Source organism: Massilia sp. LXY-6 (genome assembly GCF_051233485.1).
Taxonomy (GTDB): Bacteria; Pseudomonadota; Gammaproteobacteria; order Burkholderiales; family Burkholderiaceae_D; genus Telluria.
Window position 1 is genome coordinate 1 of sequence record NZ_JBKFGF010000043.1, and the last position, 21,470, is coordinate 21,470.

The 21,470-nt window shown below is 66.9% G+C and carries 19 protein-coding genes, 1 other RNA gene and 1 riboswitch; of the genes, 18 read left to right on the forward strand and 2 right to left on the reverse strand.

Going from position 1 to position 21,470, the window contains the following annotated elements:
• Window positions 1-82: 82 nt before the first annotated feature.
• A riboswitch (ZMP/ZTP riboswitch) is annotated at window positions 83-181 on the forward strand.
• A gap of 96 nt (window positions 182-277) precedes the next feature.
• The 11 genes from glyA (at window position 278) to ACI48D_RS19245 (ending at window position 10,380) form a co-directional block, all read left to right on the forward strand.
• Window positions 278-1,525 carry a serine hydroxymethyltransferase gene (gene glyA / locus ACI48D_RS19195; protein WP_435572848.1) on the forward strand — a complete coding sequence of 416 codons (1,248 nt, stop codon included), beginning with the start codon at window positions 278-280 and terminating at the stop codon, window positions 1,523-1,525.
• A gap of 29 nt (window positions 1,526-1,554) precedes the next feature.
• Complete coding sequence (gene nrdR / locus ACI48D_RS19200) at window positions 1,555-2,013, forward strand: transcriptional regulator NrdR (protein WP_435572850.1); 459 nt, start codon at window positions 1,555-1,557, stop codon at window positions 2,011-2,013.
• Window positions 2,014-2,113: 100 nt separating this feature from the next.
• Window positions 2,114-2,671: a type IV pilus modification protein PilV gene (gene pilV / locus ACI48D_RS19205; RefSeq protein WP_435572851.1), complete on the forward strand. Its 558-nt coding sequence runs from the start codon at window positions 2,114-2,116 to the stop codon at window positions 2,669-2,671.
• Window positions 2,668-3,597: a PilW family protein gene (locus tag ACI48D_RS19210; RefSeq protein WP_435572852.1), complete on the forward strand. Its 930-nt coding sequence runs from the start codon at window positions 2,668-2,670 to the stop codon at window positions 3,595-3,597. The genes pilV and ACI48D_RS19210 overlap by 4 nt, the downstream gene beginning before the upstream one ends.
• Window positions 3,597-4,403: a pilus assembly PilX family protein gene (locus ACI48D_RS19215; RefSeq protein ID WP_435572853.1), complete on the forward strand. Its 807-nt coding sequence runs from the start codon at window positions 3,597-3,599 to the stop codon at window positions 4,401-4,403. The genes ACI48D_RS19210 and ACI48D_RS19215 overlap by 1 nt, the downstream gene beginning before the upstream one ends.
• 38 nt (window positions 4,404-4,441) lie before the next feature.
• The gene (locus ACI48D_RS19220; protein WP_435572854.1) at window positions 4,442-4,897 is read left to right on the forward strand and encodes a type IV pilin protein; all 456 of its coding nucleotides are present in this window, start codon (window positions 4,442-4,444) and stop codon (window positions 4,895-4,897) included.
• On the forward strand, window positions 4,894-5,478 hold the full coding sequence (locus ACI48D_RS19225) for a GspH/FimT family pseudopilin (RefSeq protein WP_435572855.1): 585 nt from the start codon (window positions 4,894-4,896) through the stop codon (window positions 5,476-5,478). Before ACI48D_RS19220 ends, ACI48D_RS19225 begins: the two co-directional genes overlap by 4 nt.
• Window positions 5,479-5,527: 49 nt before the next feature.
• The gene (ribD, locus tag ACI48D_RS19230) at window positions 5,528-6,640 is read left to right on the forward strand and encodes a bifunctional diaminohydroxyphosphoribosylaminopyrimidine deaminase/5-amino-6-(5-phosphoribosylamino)uracil reductase RibD (RefSeq protein WP_435572866.1); all 1,113 of its coding nucleotides are present in this window, start codon (window positions 5,528-5,530) and stop codon (window positions 6,638-6,640) included.
• A gap of 6 nt (window positions 6,641-6,646) precedes the next feature.
• A complete protein-coding gene (locus ACI48D_RS19235) occupies window positions 6,647-7,276 on the forward strand; it encodes a riboflavin synthase (RefSeq protein WP_435572856.1) in 630 nt (209 codons plus the stop codon).
• 165 nt (window positions 7,277-7,441) lie between these two features.
• The gene (locus tag ACI48D_RS19240; protein WP_435572857.1) at window positions 7,442-9,406 is read left to right on the forward strand and encodes a S9 family peptidase; all 1,965 of its coding nucleotides are present in this window, start codon (window positions 7,442-7,444) and stop codon (window positions 9,404-9,406) included.
• Window positions 9,407-9,495: 89 nt separating this feature from the next.
• A complete protein-coding gene (locus ACI48D_RS19245; RefSeq protein WP_435572858.1) occupies window positions 9,496-10,380 on the forward strand; it encodes an RMD1 family protein in 885 nt (294 codons plus the stop codon).
• Between the two features lie 64 nt (window positions 10,381-10,444).
• Here ACI48D_RS19245 and ACI48D_RS19250 read toward each other — a convergent pair whose 3' ends face one another.
• A complete protein-coding gene (locus ACI48D_RS19250) occupies window positions 10,445-13,327 on the reverse strand; it encodes a M16 family metallopeptidase (RefSeq protein ID WP_435572859.1) in 2,883 nt (960 codons plus the stop codon).
• A gap of 232 nt (window positions 13,328-13,559) precedes the next feature.
• Here ACI48D_RS19250 and ribBA point away from each other — a divergent pair, with 232 nt between their 5' ends.
• The 3 genes from ribBA (at window position 13,560) to nusB (ending at window position 15,763) form a co-directional block, all read left to right on the forward strand.
• Window positions 13,560-14,666, forward strand: coding sequence for a bifunctional 3,4-dihydroxy-2-butanone-4-phosphate synthase/GTP cyclohydrolase II (gene ribBA, locus ACI48D_RS19255; RefSeq protein ID WP_435572860.1), 1,107 nt, complete (start codon window positions 13,560-13,562; stop codon window positions 14,664-14,666).
• A gap of 120 nt (window positions 14,667-14,786) precedes the next feature.
• The gene (gene ribH, locus ACI48D_RS19260) at window positions 14,787-15,266 is read left to right on the forward strand and encodes a 6,7-dimethyl-8-ribityllumazine synthase (protein WP_435572861.1); all 480 of its coding nucleotides are present in this window, start codon (window positions 14,787-14,789) and stop codon (window positions 15,264-15,266) included.
• Between the two features lie 26 nt (window positions 15,267-15,292).
• A complete protein-coding gene (nusB, locus tag ACI48D_RS19265; protein WP_435572862.1) occupies window positions 15,293-15,763 on the forward strand; it encodes a transcription antitermination factor NusB in 471 nt (156 codons plus the stop codon).
• A 165-nt stretch (window positions 15,764-15,928) separates the two neighbouring features.
• Here nusB and ACI48D_RS19270 read toward each other — a convergent pair whose 3' ends face one another.
• Window positions 15,929-16,795, reverse strand: coding sequence for a transglycosylase SLT domain-containing protein (locus ACI48D_RS19270; RefSeq protein WP_435572867.1), 867 nt, complete (start codon window positions 16,793-16,795; stop codon window positions 15,929-15,931).
• A 512-nt stretch (window positions 16,796-17,307) separates the two neighbouring features.
• Between ACI48D_RS19270 and ubiD the strand changes: the two genes are divergently transcribed.
• From ubiD to dnaX, 4 genes are all read left to right on the forward strand, one after another.
• Window positions 17,308-18,792 (forward strand): 4-hydroxy-3-polyprenylbenzoate decarboxylase, encoded by a 1,485-nt coding sequence (ubiD, locus tag ACI48D_RS19275; protein WP_435572863.1) that lies wholly within the window; start codon window positions 17,308-17,310, stop codon window positions 18,790-18,792.
• A gap of 117 nt (window positions 18,793-18,909) precedes the next feature.
• The gene (locus ACI48D_RS19280; RefSeq protein ID WP_435572864.1) at window positions 18,910-19,605 is read left to right on the forward strand and encodes a type 1 glutamine amidotransferase domain-containing protein; all 696 of its coding nucleotides are present in this window, start codon (window positions 18,910-18,912) and stop codon (window positions 19,603-19,605) included.
• A gap of 65 nt (window positions 19,606-19,670) precedes the next feature.
• Window positions 19,671-19,769, forward strand: an RNA gene (gene ffs / locus ACI48D_RS19285) — signal recognition particle sRNA small type.
• 133 nt (window positions 19,770-19,902) lie between these two features.
• On the forward strand, window positions 19,903-21,470 hold a 1,568-nt coding region (dnaX, locus tag ACI48D_RS19290), incomplete at its 3' end, for a DNA polymerase III subunit gamma/tau (RefSeq protein ID WP_435572865.1).

Here is a 21,470-nt window from a genome sequence, read left to right on the forward strand (position 1 = left end):
GCCCCCTGGCGGGCGCCCGCCAGGCCGCCATCGCCTTCCTTGCTTACAGAGCGTAACTTCCCTTACAATCGGGAGTTCCATTTACGTCTCACGTAACTGGCGAAAACCGCCCGAGGGCGGCGAAGGTGGAGATCCACCGTGGAGCGTGAGATGTCGTTTGCCGTTCGCCTGGGCAGCCTTCGACTGGTACGGTTCGTATCGCGGCTGCCTATGTCCGGCTCCCGCCTTAGTTCAGCGCTGCCTGTTGCCTGGTACTCTTATCGATTGGAGTTTTTTCATGTTTGCAAAAGATCACACGCTCGCCAACGTCGACCCGGAACTGTGGGATGCGATCCAGAAGGAAAACACCCGCCAGCAGGACCACATCGAGCTGATCGCATCGGAGAACTACACCTCGCCGGCCGTGATGCAGGCGCAGGGTTCCCAGCTGACCAACAAGTACGCTGAAGGCTACCCAGGCAAGCGCTACTACGGCGGCTGCGAATACGTCGACATCGCCGAGCAGCTGGCGATCGACCGCGTCAAGCAGCTGTTCGGCGCCGAGGCCGCCAACGTGCAGCCGAACTCGGGCTCGCAGGCCAACCAGGGCGTGTTCTTCGCCATGCTCAAGCCGGGCGACACCATCATGGGCATGTCGCTGGCCGAAGGTGGCCACCTGACCCACGGCATGGCGCTGAACATGTCCGGTAAATGGTTCAACGTCATCTCCTACGGCCTGACCGAACAGGAAGACATCGACTACGAGCAGATGGAGCGCCTGGCCCGCGAGCACAAGCCGAAGCTGATCATCGCCGGCGCCTCCGCTTTTGCCCTGCGCATCGACTTCGAGCGCTTCGCCCGCATCGCCAAGGAAATCGGCGCCTACTTCATGGTCGACATGGCGCACTATGCCGGCCTGATCGCCGCCGGTGAATACCCGAACCCGGTGCCGCACGCCGACTTCGTCACCTCGACCACCCACAAATCCCTGCGCGGCCCGCGCGGCGGCATCATCCTGATGAAGGCCGAGCACGAGAAGGCCATCAACTCGGCGATCTTCCCGGGCATCCAGGGCGGTCCGCTGATGCACGTGATCGCCGGTAAAGCGGTCGCCTTCAAGGAAGCGCTGTCGCCGGAATTCAAGGAATACCAGCGGCAGGTGGTCAGGAACGCCAAGGCCCTGGCCGAGGCGCTGATCGCACGCGGCCTGCGCATCGTGTCCGGCCGTACCGAGTCGCACGTCATGCTGGTCGACCTGCGTTCGAAGGGCCTGACCGGCAAGGAAGCGGAAGCGATCCTGGGCCAGGCACACATGACCTGCAACAAGAACGGCATCCCGAACGACCCGCAAAAACCGTTCGTGACCTCCGGCATCCGCCTCGGCAGCCCGGCCTTCACCACCCGCGGCTTCAAGGAAGAGGATGCGACCAAGGTCGGCAATCTGATCGCCGACGTGCTGGACAACCCGCATGACGCCGCGACCATCGAGCGCGTCAAGGCCGAAGTGAAGAAATTGACCGACAAGTATCCGGTCTACGCAGCCTAACGCGTCCATAGCGCAGCAGCCCGGCGACCATGAAATGCCCCTTCTGTCAGCATGAAGACACCCAGGTCCTCGATACCCGCGTATCCGAGGAAGGGGACTCCATCCGCCGCCGGCGCCGCTGCGCCCAATGCGACAAGCGTTTCACGACCTATGAACGGGTCGAGCTGTCGATGCCGATCATCGTCAAGAAGAACGGCAGTCGCACCGAATTCGAATCGAAGAAGCTGCGCGGCAGCCTGATGCTGGCCCTGCGCAAGCGTCCCGTGGCCGCCGGCGCCATCGATGCCGCCATCGCCTCGATCGAGGAAAAATTGCTCACCAGCGGCCGCCGCGAAGTCGACAGCGTCTACGTCGGCGAACTCGTGATGCAGGAACTCAAGCGTCTCGACAAGATCGCCTACATCCGCTTCGCCTCGGTCTACAAGAACTTCGAGGACCTGGCCGAGTTCCAGGAAGCGATCGCCGAAGTCGGCCAGCCGCGAAAATAAGCCCCCATTTAGTTCCCTTTGTACGCTTGAGCCGTCACACGGCTGGCCTCGGCTCGCCTGATAAGGTCTGGTTTCCCTAAACCGAGACTGGAGGTGCAGCATGCGCGGCCGTCGTGCCCTTCGCCCTTGCGCCGGCTTCACGCTGGCGGAAGTGCTGGTGGCCCTGTTCGTCGTCGCCCTCGGCGTCGCCGGGGCCGCGGCGGTGCAGGCAGTGGCCGTGCGCGCCGCGGGCGAGGCCGCGCGCCTGTCCGACGGCACGCGGCTGGCCGCCTCGCTGGCGCAGCGCATGCGCGCGAATCCGGCCGCGATGGCGCTGCCCGATGCCGCCAATCCCTATCTCCAGTTCGATGCCGAGGCCGGCGAGGCCGCCGCCACGGTTTCCTGCTATGACGCCGATTGTTCCCCGGCGCAGATGGCGAACGCCGACCTGGCCGACACCGCGGAGGCGCTGTCTGTGCGCTTTCCCGGCGGACGCATGCGCGTGTGCCGTGACGACCAGCAGCCGGACCCGGCCGGCCTGCTGCCGTGGAGCTGCACGGATCATCCCGGCGCCCCGGTCACGATCAAGCTGGGCTGGCACGCCAGGCGGGGCGTGCAGGACGTGCCGGTAGCCAAGGTGCCGATGGTGTTCCTGACGCTCGGGGCCGGCACGCCATGAGCGCCCGCTTGCCCCTGCGCCAGGCCGGCCTGACCCTGACCGAGATGATGGTGGCGATCGCCATCGGCCTGGCCGTCGTGCTGGCCGCCGCCCGGCTGCTGGCCCTGGCCAACGGCGCCTACGCCGCCCAGCTGGAAAGCGCGGCCCTCGACGACGCCGGCCGCTACGCCGTCGAACTGGTCGCCCGCGCGGTACGCCAGGCCGCCCATGCCGACCCCCTGCAACTCGAGCTGTCGGCGCCGCTGGACCTGCCGGCGCCGCTGGCGGGGCTGGATGCGCGCTCGCTCGGCAGCGCCACGGCCGACATCGCTGCCCCGCTGCCGGCCGTGGCGAACGGCAGCGATGTGCTGGCAGTGCGCTTTCCCGGTGCCGGTGGCGGGCCAGGTGGCGACGGCAGCGTGCTCAACTGCGCGGGCTTCGGCGTCGGTGCGGGCGAAGAGGGCTGGAGCATCTTTTACGTCGCTAAGAACGGCGATGGCGAGGCCGAGCTGCGCTGCAAGTACCGCGGCGCCGCCAACTGGAGCGCAGACGCGGTGGTCACGGGCGTCGACAGTTTCCAGCTGCTGTACGGCCTGGACACCGACACCCCGCGCGACGGCGCCGCCAACCGCTACGTGAATGCCGATGCGATCCGGGCGCTCGATGCTGCCCTCGGATCCGGCCTGCCGCCGCAGGAGTTCAAGCGCCGCACGTGGTGGAAGCGGGTGGTCAGCGTGCGCATCGCCCTGTTGCTGCACGGCGCCCGGCCGACCCGGCACGACCGCCCGGACCGGGAGTTTGCATTGTTCGGCGCCACGTATGCGGCCGGCGCGGGGCGGGGCGACCAGGGCACGCTGCTGCGAGAAGACGCCTTGCCGGATGGCTTGCAACGACGCGAGCGCCGGCTGTTTTTGGCCACCGTGGCGCTGCCGGCGGGAGCCTTGTGATGGCGCGCGCGCCCTGCGGCGCCATCTTGCCGGGACCAATGCGCCAGCGCGGCGCGGCCCTGGTCTGCGCGCTGGTGCTGATGCTGGCGGCGATGCTGGTCGCGGCCTCCGTCTGCCGCGCGGTGTTTGCCTCGATCGCTTCGGCCGGCGCCGAACGCGAGCGCAGCCTTGCCCACGAGGCGGCCGAAGCGGCCCTGCGCGACGCCGAGCGCGACATCGCCGCCGCTGCCGGCACCGAGCCGGCCCGCGCCGCGCAATTCACTGCCGCCGGCGCGGCCAGCTTCGTCGATGGCTGCGGGCGCGCCGGCAGCGCGCGCGGGTTGTGCAGCGCGAGCTCGCCGCCGGCCTGGCAGGCGCTCGACCTGGCCGAGCCCGGCAACCCGGCCCTGGTGCCTTACGGATACTTTACCGGTGCGACCCTTCGCACGGGCAAGGGCCTGCTGCCGGCGAGGCCGCCGGCCTACCTCATCGAGCACATCGCGCCGCCGGGCGCGGGCGAGCCCCTCGGCAGCTTCTACCGGATCACGGCGATCGGTTTCGGCAGCAATGCCGCGACCCGGGTCGTGCTGCAGTCCGTGTATCGCAAGCCGAAGCCGGCGCCGCCCGGCACCGGCAATCCATCGGACGATCCAGGGCCCCGCGCCGACGGGCCGGCCGCTCCCGGTCCGCCGGCCACCGGACCGGGAGCCGGCAACGGCAACGACGGCAACGCTGCCGCAACGCCGCCTGCCCAGCTGCCGGCGGGACGCATCGGCTGGCGCGAGATCGCCAACTGGCCGCGGCTGCATGCCGAGGCAGTGGAGTGAATGAGGACATCGACAAGCCCATGAGGGGGACGGGAACCATGCAGGCACGACGCGGCTTTACCCTGATCGAAATGCTGGTGGTGCTGGCCATCGTGTCGGTCCTGGCGGCGCTGGCCTACCCGGGCTATACCGGCTATATCGCGCGCACCAAGCGCACCGAAGGGCAGATCGCCCTGATCGAAGCGATGCGGCAGCAGGAGCGCTACCGCCTGCAGCACAACAGCTATGCCGAATTCTCGTCCGCGGACGATGGTGCGGACGGTGCGCAGGCACAGGGCTTCCACTGGTGGTCGGGAACGACGGCAGCCGCCAGCGCCTACGAGCTGGACGCACGTGCCTGCCCCGGGCAGGACATCGCCAGTTGCGTCGAACTGCGCGCCCGTCCCGGTACCGCCAGGGTCGACGGCCGCTTCCGCGATCCGGAATGCGGCGTGTTGACCCTCGACAGCGTCGGCGCGCGCGCGGCGCAGGGCACGGGCCGCTGCTGGCCATGAGCGGTCCGCGCCGCCGGCAAGCGCGGCCGCCGCCACGGCCAAGGGACGGCTTTTCGATGGCCGAGCTGCTGGTCGTGCTGGCGGTGGCCGGGGTGCTGCTGGCGGTGGGCGTTCCGAGCTTGCGCGACCTGGTCCGTACCCAGCAGCTGAAGACCGCCACCGGCGACCTGTTCGCCGCGATCGGCCTGGCGCGCGCCCAGGCGCTGGCGCGCGGCGAGGTCGTCATGCTGCTGCCGAAGGGCGCGGGCGGGGCCGACTGGAGCCGCGGCTGGACCGTGTTTCTCGACCGCGACGGCGACCGCCAGCCGGGAGCGGGCGAGACCATCCTGGCGGAGCACGGTCCGCTGGCGCGGGGCCTGGCGGTCGGCTTTTCCTTCACGAGCCCGGCGCCGCCTTACTATATCGCCTACAATGGCGCCGGGCGCAGCTGCCGCGACACCAACCCGGCGGCGGCGCGCTATGGCACGCTGTCGCTGTTCCACGGCGCCGGCGTCCGCCGTATTAAAATCAACATGCTGGGCCGGGCCCGCAGCTGCGACCCGGCGCGCGACCCGTCCTGCGACGGTCCCGCGCCGCCATGAACCAAGCGAATTCAACGACATTGTGCAGATATTGAGCGATACCGAAGGCATGGCCCTGGCCCTGGAATGGGCCGCCAAGGGCATGTACATCACCGCGCCGAACCCGCGCATCGGCTGCGTGATCGTGCGCGACGGCGAGGTGATCGGCGCCGGCCATACCCAGCCGGCCGGCCAGGCCCACGCCGAAATCCAGGCCTTGCGCGACGCTCATGCGCGCGGCAAGATTGTTGCCGGCGCCACCGCCTACGTCACGCTGGAACCCTGCAGCCACTACGGCCGTACGCCGCCGTGCTCGAACGCGCTGATCCAGGCCGGCCTGGGGCGGGTGGTGGCGGCGATGACGGACCCGAATCCGCTGGTGGCCGGGCGCGGTCTGGCGCAGCTGGAAGCGGCCGGCATCGCGGTCAGCTCGGGCCTGATGGCCGACGAGGCCTATGAACTGAATATCGGCTTCTTCAAGCGCATGCGCCACGGACGCCCGTGGGTGCGCCTGAAGACGGCCGCCAGCCTGGATGGAATGACGGCGCTGGCATCGGGCGAGAGCCAGTGGATCACCAGTCCGCAAGCGCGCGCCGACGGCCATGCCTGGCGCGCCCGCGCCAGCGCGATCCTGACCGGCATCGGCACCGTCAAGGCGGACGATCCGCAGCTCACCGTGCGCGGCATTGACACGCCTTTGCAGCCGCGCCGCGTGATCGTCGACAGCCGGCTCGAAATCGATGTTGGTGCCCGCATCCTGCAGGGTGAACCGTGCTGGATCGTCGCGGCGCAAGCGAACGCCGGGAAGGAAGCGCTGCTGCGCGCCGCCGGCCACGAAGTCATCATGTTGCCGAACAGCGCCGGCAAGGTCGACCTGCCGGCCCTGATGCTGGAACTGGGCAAACGCGAGATCAACGAGCTGCATGTCGAAGCGGGCAGCAAGCTGAACGCCTCGCTGGTGCGCGAAGGCTGCGTCGACGAGCTGCTGGTCTACCTGGCGCCCAGCCTGATCGGACCGGGGCAGGGCATGTTCGCGCTGCCGCCGCTGGCGCAACTGCGGGACAAGCTTGCATTGCGTTTCCACGGCGTGCAGCAGGTCGGCCCCGACCTGCGCATCCTGGCGCGCTTCGAAGCGCATGTCGAACAGAACGAACAAGAATCTACCGAAACTGCGAAGGGATAAGCCTGTATGTTTACTGGAATCGTCGCTGCCGTGGGCAGCATCCAATCGGTCAAGCCGCTCGAAGGCGGCTCGTTCGCGGGCGTGCGCCTGCAGATCGAGGCCGGCGGCCTGGGCCTGGACGACGTCGCGCTGGGCGACTCGATCGCCATCAACGGCGCGTGCATGACCGTGGTCGAGAAGAGCGGCAACGCGTTCGCGGTGGACGTCTCGCGCGAGAGCCTGAACCGCACCGCGGGCCTGGACCAGCCGGGCGAAGTGAACCTGGAAAAGGCGCTGACCCTGGCCGAGCGCCTGGGTGGCCACCTGGTCTCCGGCCACGTCGACGGCCTCGGCACCGTGCACAGCTTCGAGCCGATCGGCGAATCCTTCAAGCTGGTGATCGACGCGCCGCTGGAACTGGGCAAGTACCTGGCCTACAAAGGCTCGATCGTGGTGAACGGCGTGTCGCTGACCGTGAACAGCGTCGAGGACCTCATTGCTGCCGGCGCCAAAGTCTGCCGCTTCTCGATCAACCTGATCCCGCACACGATTGCCGTCACCACCCTCAAGCACCTGCATGCCGGCGCCAGGGTCAACCTCGAGATCGACCTGATCGCGCGCTACGTCGAGCGCATGCTGACCGCCGCCAAGGCCTGATCCGCTTCCTGCATCCATCGGCCGTCCCCCACGCGAGGGCGGCCGCACAAATTTTCTCTCCGTCTCAGCCATTTGTCGTAGACTTCCCGCTGGTAATTAATCAGTAGGCAAGGCATTCGCCCGCCTGTATTTACCGCAGAATAAAATACGATAAAGGGACAGGTAATGAAGCAGGTAGAACCAATCCAGTGGACGGCCATGGTCCGCGGCGCCGCGCTGGTGGCATTGCTGGGCGCGGCCGGCATCAGTTCGGCGGAGGGCATGCGCAGCTACCGCTCGCTGGCAATCTCCGGCAATGGCGAGCGGATCGCCGCTCTGGAAACCGTCGAGGGCGAAGCGAAGCAGGGACCGCGCATCGTGGTGCGCGACACCGCGACCGGCAAGCTCGTGTCGACCTTCGAACAGTCCGATTGCGCGCAATGCCGCATCGAAGCGCCGGTGTGGTCGCCGGACGGCAGCGCGATGGCGCTGGTCAGCACCGACGGCAAGGCCGGCATCGCCACCGTCAACGTGCTGCGCAACGGGAAGCTGACCCCGGTCGCCACCATCAAGGGCGTGGCGAACACCGTGCGCTGGTCGCCAGACGGCCGCCAACTGGCCTTCCTGGCCACCGTCGGCGCCAGGAAGCTGACCGGCGCGGTGGAGGCGGGCGCGCGCCAGATCGGCGAGATCGGCGTGGCCGAGCAGGAAGACGAGCAACGCATCGCGGTGGTTTCCAGCAGCGGCGGCGCGTTCCGCCTGGTGTCCCCAAGCGACACCTTCGTCTACGAATACGACTGGACGCCCGATGGCCGCGGCTTCGTCGTCAGCAGCGCCAAGGGCAACGGCGACAACAACTGGTGGATCGCGACCCTCGGCCACGTCGAGCTTGCTACCGGTAAGCTGCGCGTGCTGGCGGCGCCGAAGATGCAGATGAACATGCCGCACGTGTCCCCGGACGGCAGGACGGTCGCCTTCATCGGCGGCCTGATGAGCGACTTCGGCTCAGTTGGCGGCGACGTCTACACGGTCCCGATCGAGGGGGGCGAGCCGGTCGACGTGACTCCCGACTTTGCCGGCACCTTCAACGGCATCGCCTGGCGCGGCCAGCAGCTGATGGCGTCGGTGCTGGCCGGTGCCGATGCCGAAGTGGTGGCGATCGACCCGGCGGCGCGCAGCAGCCGCGTGCTGTGGCGCGGCCCGGTGACGGCCTCCGCCTCGCGCGACGGCCGCTTCGTGTTCAGCCTTGACGGCAAGGTGGCGGCCTCGGTGCACGAAGACTTCGAGCACGCCCCGCGCATCGTCGCCGGCCGCCTGCCGGAGCTGAATCCGATCACCCGCGACAACGAGGCCTTTGCCCCGGTCGTGTCGGCGCAGAGCGTGAGCTGGACCAACGACGGCTACAAGGTGCAAGGCTGGCTGGTCGGCCCGCGCCACGTCGACGCCGGTAAAAAATATCCGATGATCGTGCAGGTGCACGGTGGCCCGGCCGCGGCAAGCACCCCGCGCTACATCTCGGCCGGCGACGGTGGCAACTCCCTCGTGCGCGACCTGGTCAAGGAAGGCTATTTCGTGTTCATGCCGAACCCGCGTGGCAGCTACGGACAAGGTTCAAGCTTCACCAACGCCAACAGGAAGGACTTCGGCGGCGGCGACTGGCGCGACATCCTGGCCGGCGTCGACGCCGCCATCAAGCAGGCGCCGGTCGATGGCCAGCGCCTGGGCCTGATGGGCCACTCCTACGGCGGCTACATGACGATGTGGGGCGTGACCCACAGCCAGCGCTTCAAGGCCGCGGTGGCCGGCGCCGGCATCGCCAACTGGATCAGCTACTACGGCCAGAACGGCATCGACCAGTGGATGGTCCCGTTCTTCGGCGCCACCATGTACGACGACCCGGCCGTCTACCGCGCCGCCTCGCCGATCGAATCGATCAAGGCCGCGAAGACGCCGACCCTGGTCTACGTGGGCGAGCGCGACGTGGAATGCCCGCCGGCGCAGTCGCTGGAGTTCTGGCACGGCCTGAAGGCGATGGGCGTGCCGACCACGCTGGTGATCTATGAAGGGGAAGGGCATGCGCTGCGCAAGCCGGAGCACCAGAAGGACCTGCGCAGCCGTGAGATAGGGTGGTTCAACAAGTATCTGCAGTAAACCTGGCCGTGCTCCGGGCTGGCGGCGGCGTCTTCGCGCTATGATGACGCCTTTTCGAATACATGCCTGGACCAGGCCAATGAACGACCATGGATAGCCAGACAGAGAGAAAGCAGATTCACTGGAATCCTCGCCCGCGCAGCCGCCAGGGGCTGCACCTGAAAACGGAAAAGCTGCCGCATCAGCGTCCGGTCATCACCCGGTTGCAGTTCGGCGCTCACGCGATCATGGTCGCCGAGCGCATCGACGTGAAAGCGATTTCCGGATTCGAGGTCATCGCCAAGTCGCCGACCATGGTCAAGCTGGGCGAGGGCGGTATTGCCGCCATTTTCAGGTATGGCGCCATCGTGCTCTTCAACTGCTCGGCGGACGAAAAGGCGCGCCTGCTGCAAGCGATCGGTGCGCATTCGTCCGGCTTCGGTGAGTTCGGCGGCGACGAAGTCACCGTCGTCGACGTCGATCCGGACGAGCAGGAAGGACCGTCGGGGCAAACCATCAAGATCAAGAACGCCGATCGGCTGCGCCTGCAACTGATCGCCGAGGTGATGGCCAAGGCGACGATGCTCTCGTTCCAGGAACGCCAGGCCGCGCGCGACTTCGACCGCAGCGAGCCCCTCGCGCGCGACCTGGCCGAAGACGGGAGGTTTTCCGCAAAACCGTCCGAGCTGCTGAAGGCGGTCGGGAGCATGTTGCTCGCCGAGAGCCGCCTGAACGGCAGGGCGGGGGTGCTCGATCGTCCCGACCTGCTGTGGGACAACCCTGGCCTGTCGGGCTTATATGCCAGGCTCGAAGGCGACTACGAACTCGAAGACCGGGCGATCACCCTGGACCGCAAGCTGACGACCTTGTCGCATACGGCCGAAACCCTGGTCGAAACGATGCGTTACCACAGTTCGCACAGGCTCGAGATCGCGATCCTGCTGCTGATCTTCGTCGAGCTGTGCCTGGCGGTGTACGGGCACTTCAGCCACTAGTTCGCGTGATCACCCGTCCCCGCCTTGACGGGGGCGACGGCGGGCGCGGTGCGACGGCGCGAGATTACCTGGGCGCCGAGGCCACCGCCGTCACCTGCGCCGGCACCGGCACCGGCACCTTTTCCGGATTCAGCACCACCTGCACGTAGTTGTCCGGCTTCAGGTAGCGCTGCGCCGCCTTCTTCAGGTCCGCCACGCTCAGCTTCTGCACTTCCTTGTCGAAGGTGAGGATGGTGGCCGGGTCGGTGCCCTCGGTCAGCGAGGTCTGCAGCGCGGCCAGCCAGTAGCCGTTTTCCTGCAGCGACTTGCGGTAGGTTTGCAGCCAGTTGGTCTTGACCTTGTCGAGGTCGGCCTGGTCCGGGCCCTGGGTGCGCATGCGCTCGATCTCGGCGAAGGTCGCGGCCACGACCTTGTCGACGTTCTCCGGCCCGGTCGGCAGGGTCACGCCCACCGTGTAGTGGCTGTAGGGGATGCGCGTCATCGAGGCTTCCATGCCGCCGCCGTAGATCAGGCCCAGCTTTTCGCGCAGCACGTCGATGATGCGGATGTTCATCACCTCGGTCAGGGCAGACAGGCGCAGCTCTTCCAGTTCGTCGACCTCGGCGGCGCCGGTGAAGGTCAGCGAGACCGTGCTCTTGTCGTCGAGGCCGCTGTTCACTTCCTTCTTGACCACGCCCTTCACGGGGCGCACGCCGAGGTCGCGGTAGGCCACCGGGATGTCGGGTGTCGGCAGGCTGGCGAGGTAGGTCGCCAGCAGCGGCTTGATGGCGGCGACGTCGAAGCTACCGACGAAAATAAACGTCAAGTCCTTCGCGCTGGAAAAGCGCTGGCGGTAGATGTCGATCGCGCGGTCCAGGTCGATGCTGGCGAAGTCTTCGGGACGCATGGCGCGCGGGGCACGCGGGTTGTCGCCGTACAGGGTCGACACCAGCACGTCGCCGAAGCGGGCGCTTGGCTGGCTGGCGCGGTTGCGGGCCAGTTCGATCTGCTTGCCGATGAAGGATTTATACAGATCCTCGTCGCGCCGCACGCCGGCGAACTTCAGCCACACCATCTGCAGCATGGTCTCGATGTCGGTGGCGCCGGCGGTTCCGGCCACCACGTCGGTGTTGTTGCCCAGGCCGGCGCTGACGGCGGCCGCCTTGCCGGCCAGGATCTTGCGCATGTCCAGCGGCGAAAAGTCCTTCAGCCCCATCGCGGCGACGATGGTGTCGGCGTAGCGGGCGTTGTACGTATCCTTGGTCTCGAACAGGCTCTGGCCGCCGAAGCGCGCGGCGCTCATCAGCACCTGGTCGTTGCGGAAGCCGGTCGGTTTCAGGATCACCTTCACGCCGTTCGACAGTGTCAGCCTGGTGGTGCCGAGCCGTTCGTCGCGGGATTCAAGGACGATGCTGCCGGGGGCGGGCGGCCGCTCCATCAGGTGGGCGGCCACGGCTTTCTCGTCGTGCGCCTTGACGTCGCGCCGTTCGGCGGCGGACACCGCGGCCAGCAGCTGGGCGCCGGTCGGCACCGCGGCGTCCTGCTTGGCCGGGCCGGTGTAGATCACCAGCTTGCCGGAGTCGGCGGGAATGGTGCGGCGCGCATAGGCATTGATCTCGTCGAGCGTGATGCCGGGCAGGAGCTCGCTGACGTAGCGGTATTCGTTCTCGATGCCCGGGATCGATTCGCCTTCCAGGAAGTTGCGGATGTACTCGGCGGCGTGGGCCGCGGAATCGGTCTTGTCGCGTTCGTTGTAGGCACGCTCGTAGGTGCGCATCACGCTCTTCTTCATGCGTTCCAGCTCGGCGCTGCCGAAGCCGAAGCGGCGCGCGCGTTCGTTTTCCTGCACCAGGGCGTCGATCGCGGGGGTGGCGCCGCCTTCGCCCAGCGCCGCCGCCGCGTTGTACGAGCGGTAGCGCGGCGTCAGGCGTCCCAGTGCGCTGCTGGCGCCCATGAAGGGCGGCGCGGGCAGCTGCGACAGTTCGGACAGGCGCTGGTTCAGCATGCCCGCGAACAGGGCTTCGACCAGCTGCTCGCGGTAACCGCCGAGGGTGGCGCGTTCGCTGAAGGGCATCACCGGGTAGCGGATCAGGACCGAGGCCGGTCCCGCTTCCTTGTCGGTGACGACCAGCGCCTCGGTATCAAGACGCGGCGGGATCGGCGCATAGCGGCGCGGACGCTCCACCGCCGGGTTCTTCAGGCCGGCGAAGTGGCGCTTGATGAGCTGTTCCGCCTGGGCCGGATCGATGTCGCCGACCGCCACCACGGCCATCAGGTCGGGACGGTACCAGTCGCGGTAGTAGCGGCGCAAGGCGTCGGGCTTGAAGCTGCGCAGCGTGTCTTCCTTGCCGATCGGCAGCCGCTCGGCATAGCGCGAACCGTTGTACATCTTCGGCATCAGGACCTTCTGCATGCGGTCGCCCGCGCCTTTGCCGAGCCGCAGCTCCTCGAGCACGATGTCGCGCTCCTTGTCGATGTCGGCATCGTTCAGGGTCAGGCCCTGCGCCCAGTCCTGCAGCACCTGGAAGGCCTTGTCCAGGTCCTGCGCGCGCTCGGCCGGGACCGGCAGCACGTAAACGGTTTCGTCGAAGGAAGTGTAGGCGTTCAGGTCGGCACCGAACTTCACGCCGATCGACTGCAGGTAGGACACCAGTTCGTGCTTCTTGAAGTGGGTCGAGCCGTTGAAGGCCATGTGCTCGGTGAAGTGGGCCAGGCCCTGCTGGTCGTCGTCCTCGAGGATCGAGCCGGCCTTCACCACCAGGCGCAGCTCCAGCTTGTGCTCGGGCTTGCGGTTTTTCTGGATGTAGTAGGTGAGGCCGTTCGGCAGCTTGCCGACCTTGAGCTGGGGCGCGACCGGCAGCGCGGCATTCAGGTCGAGCGGCGCGGCGCCGGCCAGCGGGGCTGCCAGCAGCAAGGGAGTCAGCAAGGCGGCGGCGAGCAGGGTGGTGCGGACGAGGCGGACGGTCATGCGGAGGTGCTCCGGTTGAGCAATAAAAATCCATTCTACCTTGCGTGCCGAGCCGCACAGTTGTTGCTAAACACCGTAGTTGCACCGTCGAGGTGCAGGGGTCGTTGTCAATATGCAACAATCGTCGCACCCTGCGGCAGGAGCCGACAGCCAGCTTTGCGATTGCCGGGATCCGGGCCGGTGAAAGGCTGGCAAATCCATTAAAATAACGGGTTTCAGCACAGGACTTCGCATGCCTATCTCCACCACTCAGGAAATCGTCGACGAACTGCGCGCAGGGCGCATGGTCATTCTGGTCGACGAGGAAGACCGCGAGAACGAGGGCGACCTGGTGCTCGCCGCGGAACACGTCACGCCCGAAGCGATCAACTTCATGATCCGCCACGCGCGCGGCCTGGTCTGCCTGACCCTGTCGGAAGAGATCTGTGACCGCCTCGAACTGCCGATGATGACGACCCGCAACGGCACCTCGTTCGGCACCAACTTCACGGTCTCGATCGAGGCGGCCGAAGGCGTCACCACCGGCATCTCGGCGGCCGACCGCGCCCGCACCATCCAGGTGGCGGTGGCGAAGAACGCGAAGCCGGAAGATCTGGTGCAGCCGGGCCACATCTTCCCGCTGCGCGCGGTCAAGGGCGGGGTGCTGATGCGCGCCGGCCATACCGAGGCGGGCTGCGACCTGACCGAGATGGCGGGCCTGACCCCGGCCTCGGTGATCTGCGAGATCATCAAGGAAGACGGCACCATGGCGCGCCTGCCGGACCTGCTCGCCTTCGCCGAAGAGCACCAGCTGAAGATCGGCACCATTGCCGACCTGATCCACTACCGCAGCCAGACCGAATCGCTGGTCGAGCGCGTGGCGGAACGCCAGCTGTCGACGGTGCACGGCGAGTTCCGCCTGGTCGCCTTCCGCGACAAGCCGAGCGGCTCGGCCCACCTGGCCCTGGTGCACGGCGAGCCGGACGGCGACAAGGAAGCCCTGGTGCGCGTGCACCAGCCGGTGTCGATCGTCGACCTGCTGGACAACCGCGCGACCTCGCACTCGTGGAACCTGTCGGCATCGATGCAGGCGATCCAGGCCGTGGACTCCGGCGTGATCGTGCTGCTGAACTGTGGCGAGACCGCGGACGAGCTGTTCGCCCAGTTCGCGGACAAGTCGGTACCGCGCACGGGGGGCCGTGCGGCCAACCTCGACCTGCGTACCTACGGCATCGGCGCCCAGATCCTGAAGCAGGTGGGCGTGCGCAGGATGAAGCTGCTGGCGAACCCGCGCAAGATGCCTTCCATGGTCGGATTCGATCTGGAAGTCACCGGGTATCTGACCAAGCCCGAAGCGTAATGGCACCTCGATAAACCTACTGCGCGTCGGACCTTCGAGGTCCTGAGGCGCTGTAGTGTTCTCGCCAAACGCGATACCATTCATTATTCACATTACGAATCAACAGAAAAAGAGGCAGCCATGACGGTAGGAACTTTTGAAAGCAATATGCAGGGTGAAGGCCTGCGCATCGGGATCGTGCAGGCGCGATTCAATGCCGACGTCGGCCATGGCCTGCTGTCGGCTTGCCTGGCGGAGCTGAAGCACCTGGGCGTGGCCGACGAGGACATCCTGCACGTGACCGTGCCGGGCGCCCTGGAGATTCCGCTGGCCCTGCAGAAGATGGCCGAGACCCAGCAGTTCGACGCCCTGGTCGCCCTCGGCGCCGTGATCCGCGGCGAGACCTACCACTTCGAGCTGGTCTCGAACGAGTCCGGCGCCGGCATCACCCGCATCGGCCTGGACTACGGCATGCCGATCGCGAACGCCGTGCTGACCACCGAGAACGACGAGCAGGCCGAAGCACGCATGGCCGAGAAGGGCACGGACGCGGCCCGCGTCGCCGTCGAGATGGCCAACCTCCTGCTCGGCCTCGAAGAGTTGCAGGCCGAAGAAGAGTGAGCGAAAGCGAACGCAAAGGTAAGAACATGACTGACAATAGCACGCACGCCAATCCGAACAAGAACCGCACGCCGCGGCACCGCGCGCGCGAGTTCGCGCTGCAGGGCCTGTACCAATGGCTGCTGAACAATGAGCCGGCCTCGACGGTCGCCAAGCATATCCGCTCAGCGCACGGCTTCGACAAGGCCGACAGCGAGTACTTCACCGAGCTGCTGAACGGCACGATCGCGCAATCGGTCGAGCTGCGCGACACCCTGACCCCGACCGTCGACCGCCCGATCGCCGAGCTGTCGCCGATCGAACACGCGGTACTGTTGCTGGGCGCCTGGGAACTGAAGAACAAGCTCGAGATCCCGTACCGCGTCGTGATCAACGAAGCGGTCGAGCTGGCCAAGTCCTTTGGCGGCATCGACGGCCACAAGTACGTCAACGGCGTGCTGGACCGCCTGGCCGGCAGGCTCCGTCCGGACGAGGCGGCGGCGGACGCGAAACGCTGATCGGCCCGCTACATATATATAGATGAGTGAGAAGCCGCCCCGGGAGACCGGGGCGGTTTTTTTATGTGTTGGCGCGTAAACGACGGGAATTGCCGGAGCGCCAGGAATAAAAAAGAAGGCCGCCGCAGCTCTCGCCGACGGCGGCCTTCGACCAGGGATCGGTACTTAGAGGCCGGCGACCGTTTCGCCAGCCTGGCTCGCGCCATGCGCGACCTCGGCGGCGACGCTGTCGGCCTTGGCCGGCGCCGGCGCGGATTTCTGGGCCAGCGTTGCGGTCGGCACCGGGGCCGACGGCGGGGTGTAGATCGGCACGTTCTTGCCGCTTGCGACCTGCTTCAGGCGGCGGTACTCGGCCAGGACCTTGTTGCCGTAGCCCGAATCGTCCTGGAACGCGGCGGCGCCGACATAGGTCTTCAGGCCGCCTTCAACGGAACCGGTACGGGTCACGTAATCCTTCAGGATCTGGGCGCCGACACGGATGTTGGCGACCGGATTCAGGGCAGCCTGCTTGCCGCCGACTTCCTCGAACTTGTCGCTGTGGACCTTGGACATCACCTGCATCAGGCCCTGGGCGCCCATCGGGCTTTCCGCGAACGGATTCAGGCCCGACTCGATCGCCATCACCGCCAGGATCAGCAGCGGGTCGAGCTTGATCTCGTGGGCGGTGCTGTAGGCGGTCGCGACCAGCATGTTGGCGGCGTCGCCGGCGACCCGGTAGCGGCGCGACAGCCACTCGGTCACATACTTCTGCTGGCGCGTGGCGTGGGCCGTGGGCTTGTCGTTGCTGTTGGCAATCTCGACGGCTTGGGCGCTGCGCTCAACCGGGGCTTGCACCGGGGCGGCAGCGATCTGGGCAGTTTGTTGCGGGCTCAAAAAGTCCGACACCCGTTTTGCCAGATCGGGACGGTTGTACAGCAGGGCAAGCACTGCTACTGCGGAAAGACCGAATACGGTCAGCGTATGTTGTGCGGTGGTCAATACACCACGTGCCGCTTTGGTCACGGAAGACCACGTGACTGGCTGGCTGGCCATTTGCTGGACGAGCCTTGCGCTCGTACCTTTGAAGCGATGGATCATCGTCTCTCCTTTGTCGCGGAAAAAGCGTCCCCATGCGGCGCCAAAACGCTGCTCGTCAGGGTACTAATGCCGTGCATCAGAAAACCGTCCGTCGCCGCTTGCTGCGGTCGAGGAACGCCGTCATTGCTTGCTACAGCTGGGCCGCGCTGCAATGGAGGCGCCCAGTGGCTAACAACTGTCTCGGGGTTGGTTGGGCAGACGCCCAGTGAAAACACTCCTACAATGTCGTTGGGGCCCCGACCCCGTGAAAGAATGAGACCGGCTAAAATCACGTCCTGGACGGGCCTGTCTCACTTGGTAGCCGGATTGTAGAAGCTGGTTTATATCAAGTCAATACTAGCTCAATCGTGCGTTATTACTTTTAAATCTAAATTTCTTTTCCTAGCTCATCAATTCTGTGGCAAATCAACCACTTGCTGGCGATTGTTAGCGAAGCTCAAAAGATGTAAAAAAGAATTAAAAACTAGATGAACTATTCGGATTTGCGAGATTTTATTGCCAAGTTGCAAGATATTGGCGAATTAAAACGTGTTTCGGTGCCGGTTTCGCCGAATCTTGAGATGACGGAGGTCTGCGACCGTAGCTTGCGGGCTGGTGGGCCGGCTCTTTTGTTTGAGAACCCGACAGGCTATAAAGTTCCCGTTCTCGCCAATCTGTTCGGCACGCCGCGCCGGGTGGCGCTGGGCATGGGTGCCGACGACGTCGGCGAGCTCAGGAAGATCGGCCACGTGCTGGCGCGCCTGAAGGAGCCGGAGCCGCCCAAGGGCTTCAAGGACATCATGAACCTGGGCTCGCTCGTCAAGTCGGTCTGGGACATGTCGCCGAAGGAAGTGAAGGGCGCAGCTTGCCAGGAGATCGTCTGGGAGGGCCAGGACGTCGACCTGGCGCGCCTGCCGATCCAGCATTGCTGGCCGGGCGACATCGCGCCCCTGATCACCTGGGGCCTGGTGATCACCAAGGGCCCGCACAAGAAGCGGCAGAACCTGGGTATCTACCGCCAGCAGGTGCTGGGGCCGAACAAGGTCATCATGCGCTGGCTGGCGCACCGCGGCGGCGCCCTCGACTTCCGCGAGCATTGCATCGCCAACCCGGGCCAGCCGTATCCGGTCGCGGTGGCGCTGGGCGCCGACCCGGCCACCATCCTGGGCGCGGTGACGCCGGTGCCGGACACGCTGTCCGAATACCAGTTCGCCGGCCTGCTGCGCGGCCAGCGCACCGTGCTCACCAAGGCCATCGGCAGCGAGCTGCGGGTGCCGGCCTCCGCCGAGATCGTGCTGGAAGGGCATATCTATCCGGACGAGAAGCATCCGTCCGGCTTCGAGCATGCGCTGGAAGGCCCGTACGGCGACCACACCGGCTATTACAATGAGCAGGACTGGTTCCCGGTCTTCACGATCGACCGCATCACCATGCGGCGCGACCCGATCTACCACTCGACCTATACCGGCAAGCCGCCCGACGAGCCGGCCGTGCTGGGCGTGGCGCTGAACGAGGTCTTCATTCCGCTGCTGCAGAAGCAGTTCAGCGAGATCACCGACTTCTACCTGCCGCCGGAAGGCTGCAGCTACCGGATGGCGGTGGTGCAGATGAAGAAGCAGTACGCCGGACACGCCAAGCGCGTGATGTTCGGGGTCTGGAGCTTCCTGCGCCAGTTCATGTATACCAAGTTCATCGTGGTGGTGGACGAGGACGTCGACGTGCGCGACTGGAAGGAAGTGATCTGGGCCATTACGACCCGCGTCGACCCGACCCGCGACACGGTCCTGGTCGACAACACCCCGATCGACTACCTGGACTTCGCCTCTCCCATTAGCGGCCTGGGCAGCAAGATGGGCATCGACGCCACCAACAAGTGGCCGGGCGAAACAAACCGCGAGTGGGGCACGCCGATCGTCATGGCGCCGGAAGTGAAGGCGCGCGTGGACGATATCTGGCAGCAGCTGGGCATCTAGCCACCACGCGTGCGAGGGGCCACCCGCGGCGTCGCCGGCCCGGGGTTCTGGCGTGCGTGGCGGCGCCGGGATCCCGGCTAGACTCTTGCCTTCGACCGCATCGCAGATGGAGGCAAGATGAATATCCTGATGGTACTGACCTCGCACGACCAGCTCGGCAACACCGGGAAGAAAACCGGCTTCTGGCTGGAAGAGTTTGCCGCTCCTTATTATGTGTTCAAGGACGCCGGGGCGACGCTCACGCTGGCTTCGCCGAAGGGCGGACAGCCGCCCCTCGACCCGAAAAGCGACGAGCCCGATTCGCAGACCGATGCGACGCGCCGCTTCAAGAACGATCCGGCGGCGCAGCAGGCGCTGGCCAATACCGTCAAACTGTCGAGTGTGTCGGCCGACGACTTCGACACCGTGTTCTATCCGGGCGGCCATGGCCCGCTGTGGGACCTGGCCGAGGACCGCGACTCGATCCGGCTGATCGAAACGATGGTCGCGGCCGGCAAGCCGGTGGCGGCGGTATGCCACGCGCCGGGCGTATTGCGGCACGCAAAGGGGATCGATGGCGAGCCGCTGGTCAAGGGCAAGCGCGTCACCGGGTTTACGAACAGCGAGGAGGAGGCGGTCCAGTTGACCAAGGTGGTGCCGTTCCTGGTCGAGGATGAACTGGTCAGGAAGGGCGGCAAGTACAGCAAGGGACCGGACTGGCAGCCGTACGTGCTCACCGACGGCATCCTGATCACCGGGCAGAATCCGGCGTCGTCGGAGCCGGGCGCGCACGCGCTGCTGGAATCGATGGCGGCCTTGCAGGGCCGGCGCTAGCGGGCCGGGAGCGGCCTGGTAAAGCGGCGTCCCCAAAACCGGCGCGGTGGGTTATAATGCGTGCTGGCGGGCCCCTGCGCATTGTGGCATGGTTTACCTGGTCAGGTCGGGAACGAAGCAGCCAAAGCCGTTCACCGCAAGTGCCGCAGATCAGGCTCGCCTCTAGATCTCCATGAAAACAGCTGCCTCGGCAGCTGTTTTTGTTTCTGCGGTCCGAATCCGGGATGCGCGGCGAATGTTGCCGCTTAGTTGCCCCGAAGTTGCCGCGACTAGCCCGGTCTACGGTAAAATCGCGGTATGTCCTATCAAGTCCTCGCCCGCAAATACCGTCCCAGGAACTTCGGCACGCTGGTTGGCCAGGAGCACGTCGTCCGTGCCCTGACCCATGCGCTGCGCACCGGACGCCTGCACCACGCCTACCTGTTCACCGGCACCCGCGGGGTCGGCAAGACGACCCTGTCGCGCATCCTGGCCAAGTCGCTCAACTGCGTCGGCCCGGACGGGCAGGGCTCGATCACGTCCGAGCCGTGCGGGGTGTGCGAACCCTGCCGCGCGATCGACGCCGGCCGCTTCGTCGACTACGTCGAGATGGACGCGGCCTCGAACCGCGGCGTCGACGAGATGGCCCAGTTGCTGGAACAGGCGGTGTATGCACCGAGCAATGCGCGCTTCAAGGTCTACATGATCGACGAGGTGCACATGCTCACCAACCACGCCTTCAATGCGATGCTGAAGACGCTGGAAGAGCCGCCGGAGCACGTGAAATTCATCCTCGCGACCACCGACCCGCAGAAGATCCCGGTCACGGTGCTGTCGCGCTGCCTGCAGTTCAACCTGAAGCAGATGCCGCCGGGGCATATCGTCGGCCACCTGGAAAACATCCTCGGACAGGAAGGCGTGAGCTTCGAACAGCCGGCCCTGCGCCTGCTGGCGCAAGGCGCCCACGGTTCGATGCGCGACGCGCTGTCCCTGACCGACCAGGCGATCGCCTACGCCGCGGGCGCGGTGACGCTGGACGCCGTGCAGGGCATGCTGGGTGCGCTCGACCAGTCTTACCTGGTGCGCCTGCTGGACGCGCTGGCGCGCCAGGACGGCGCCGACCTGATGGCGGTGGCCGACGAGATGGCCAGCCGCAGCCTGTCGTACAACGGCGCGTTGCAGGACCTCGGCACCTTGCTGCACCGCATCGCCCTCGCCCAGACCGTGCCGACGGCGGTGCCGGAAGACTTGCCGGAACTGGCCGACATCCAGCGCCTGGCGACCGTGTTCGACCCGCAGGAAGTGCAGCTCTATTACCAGATCGCGGTGCACGGCCGTAACGAGATCGGCCTGGCGCCGGACGAGTACGCCGGCTTCACGATGACCCTGCTGCGCATGCTGGCGTTCCGCCCGGGACAGGGCGGAGCCGAGCAGGTGGCAAGCCCGGCGCCGGCCGCGCTGGCGCGTCCGCTGCCGCAGGCCCAGGCCGCGCGCCCGGCCGCTGCCGCTTCCGCCGCCGCGGCCGCTGCCGCCGCACCGGCCCGCCCGCCGGCGCCGAACCATGGCGCCATGCCGGCGGCCACGGCCGCGCGCCCGGCCGATTCCGCCGCCGCGCCGCAAGCCCGGCCCGCACCGGCCTCAGCCCAGGCGTCCGGCGCCGGCGCGGCCCTGAGCCCGGCCCGCGCCGCCATCAATGCCGCGCTGGAAGCGGCCCGTGCCGCCTCGCGCATGGGCGGCGGTGGACGCCGTCCGCCGGGACCGTCCGAAGCGCCGGCCGCAAGCGCAGGCCAGCCGGCTGCGCCCGCTCCGGCGGCGCCCGCGCCCGGCCCGGCGCCGACGGCCAGCGCCGCACCGATGACCGGCGTGGCCGCGCGCCCGTCCGCCCC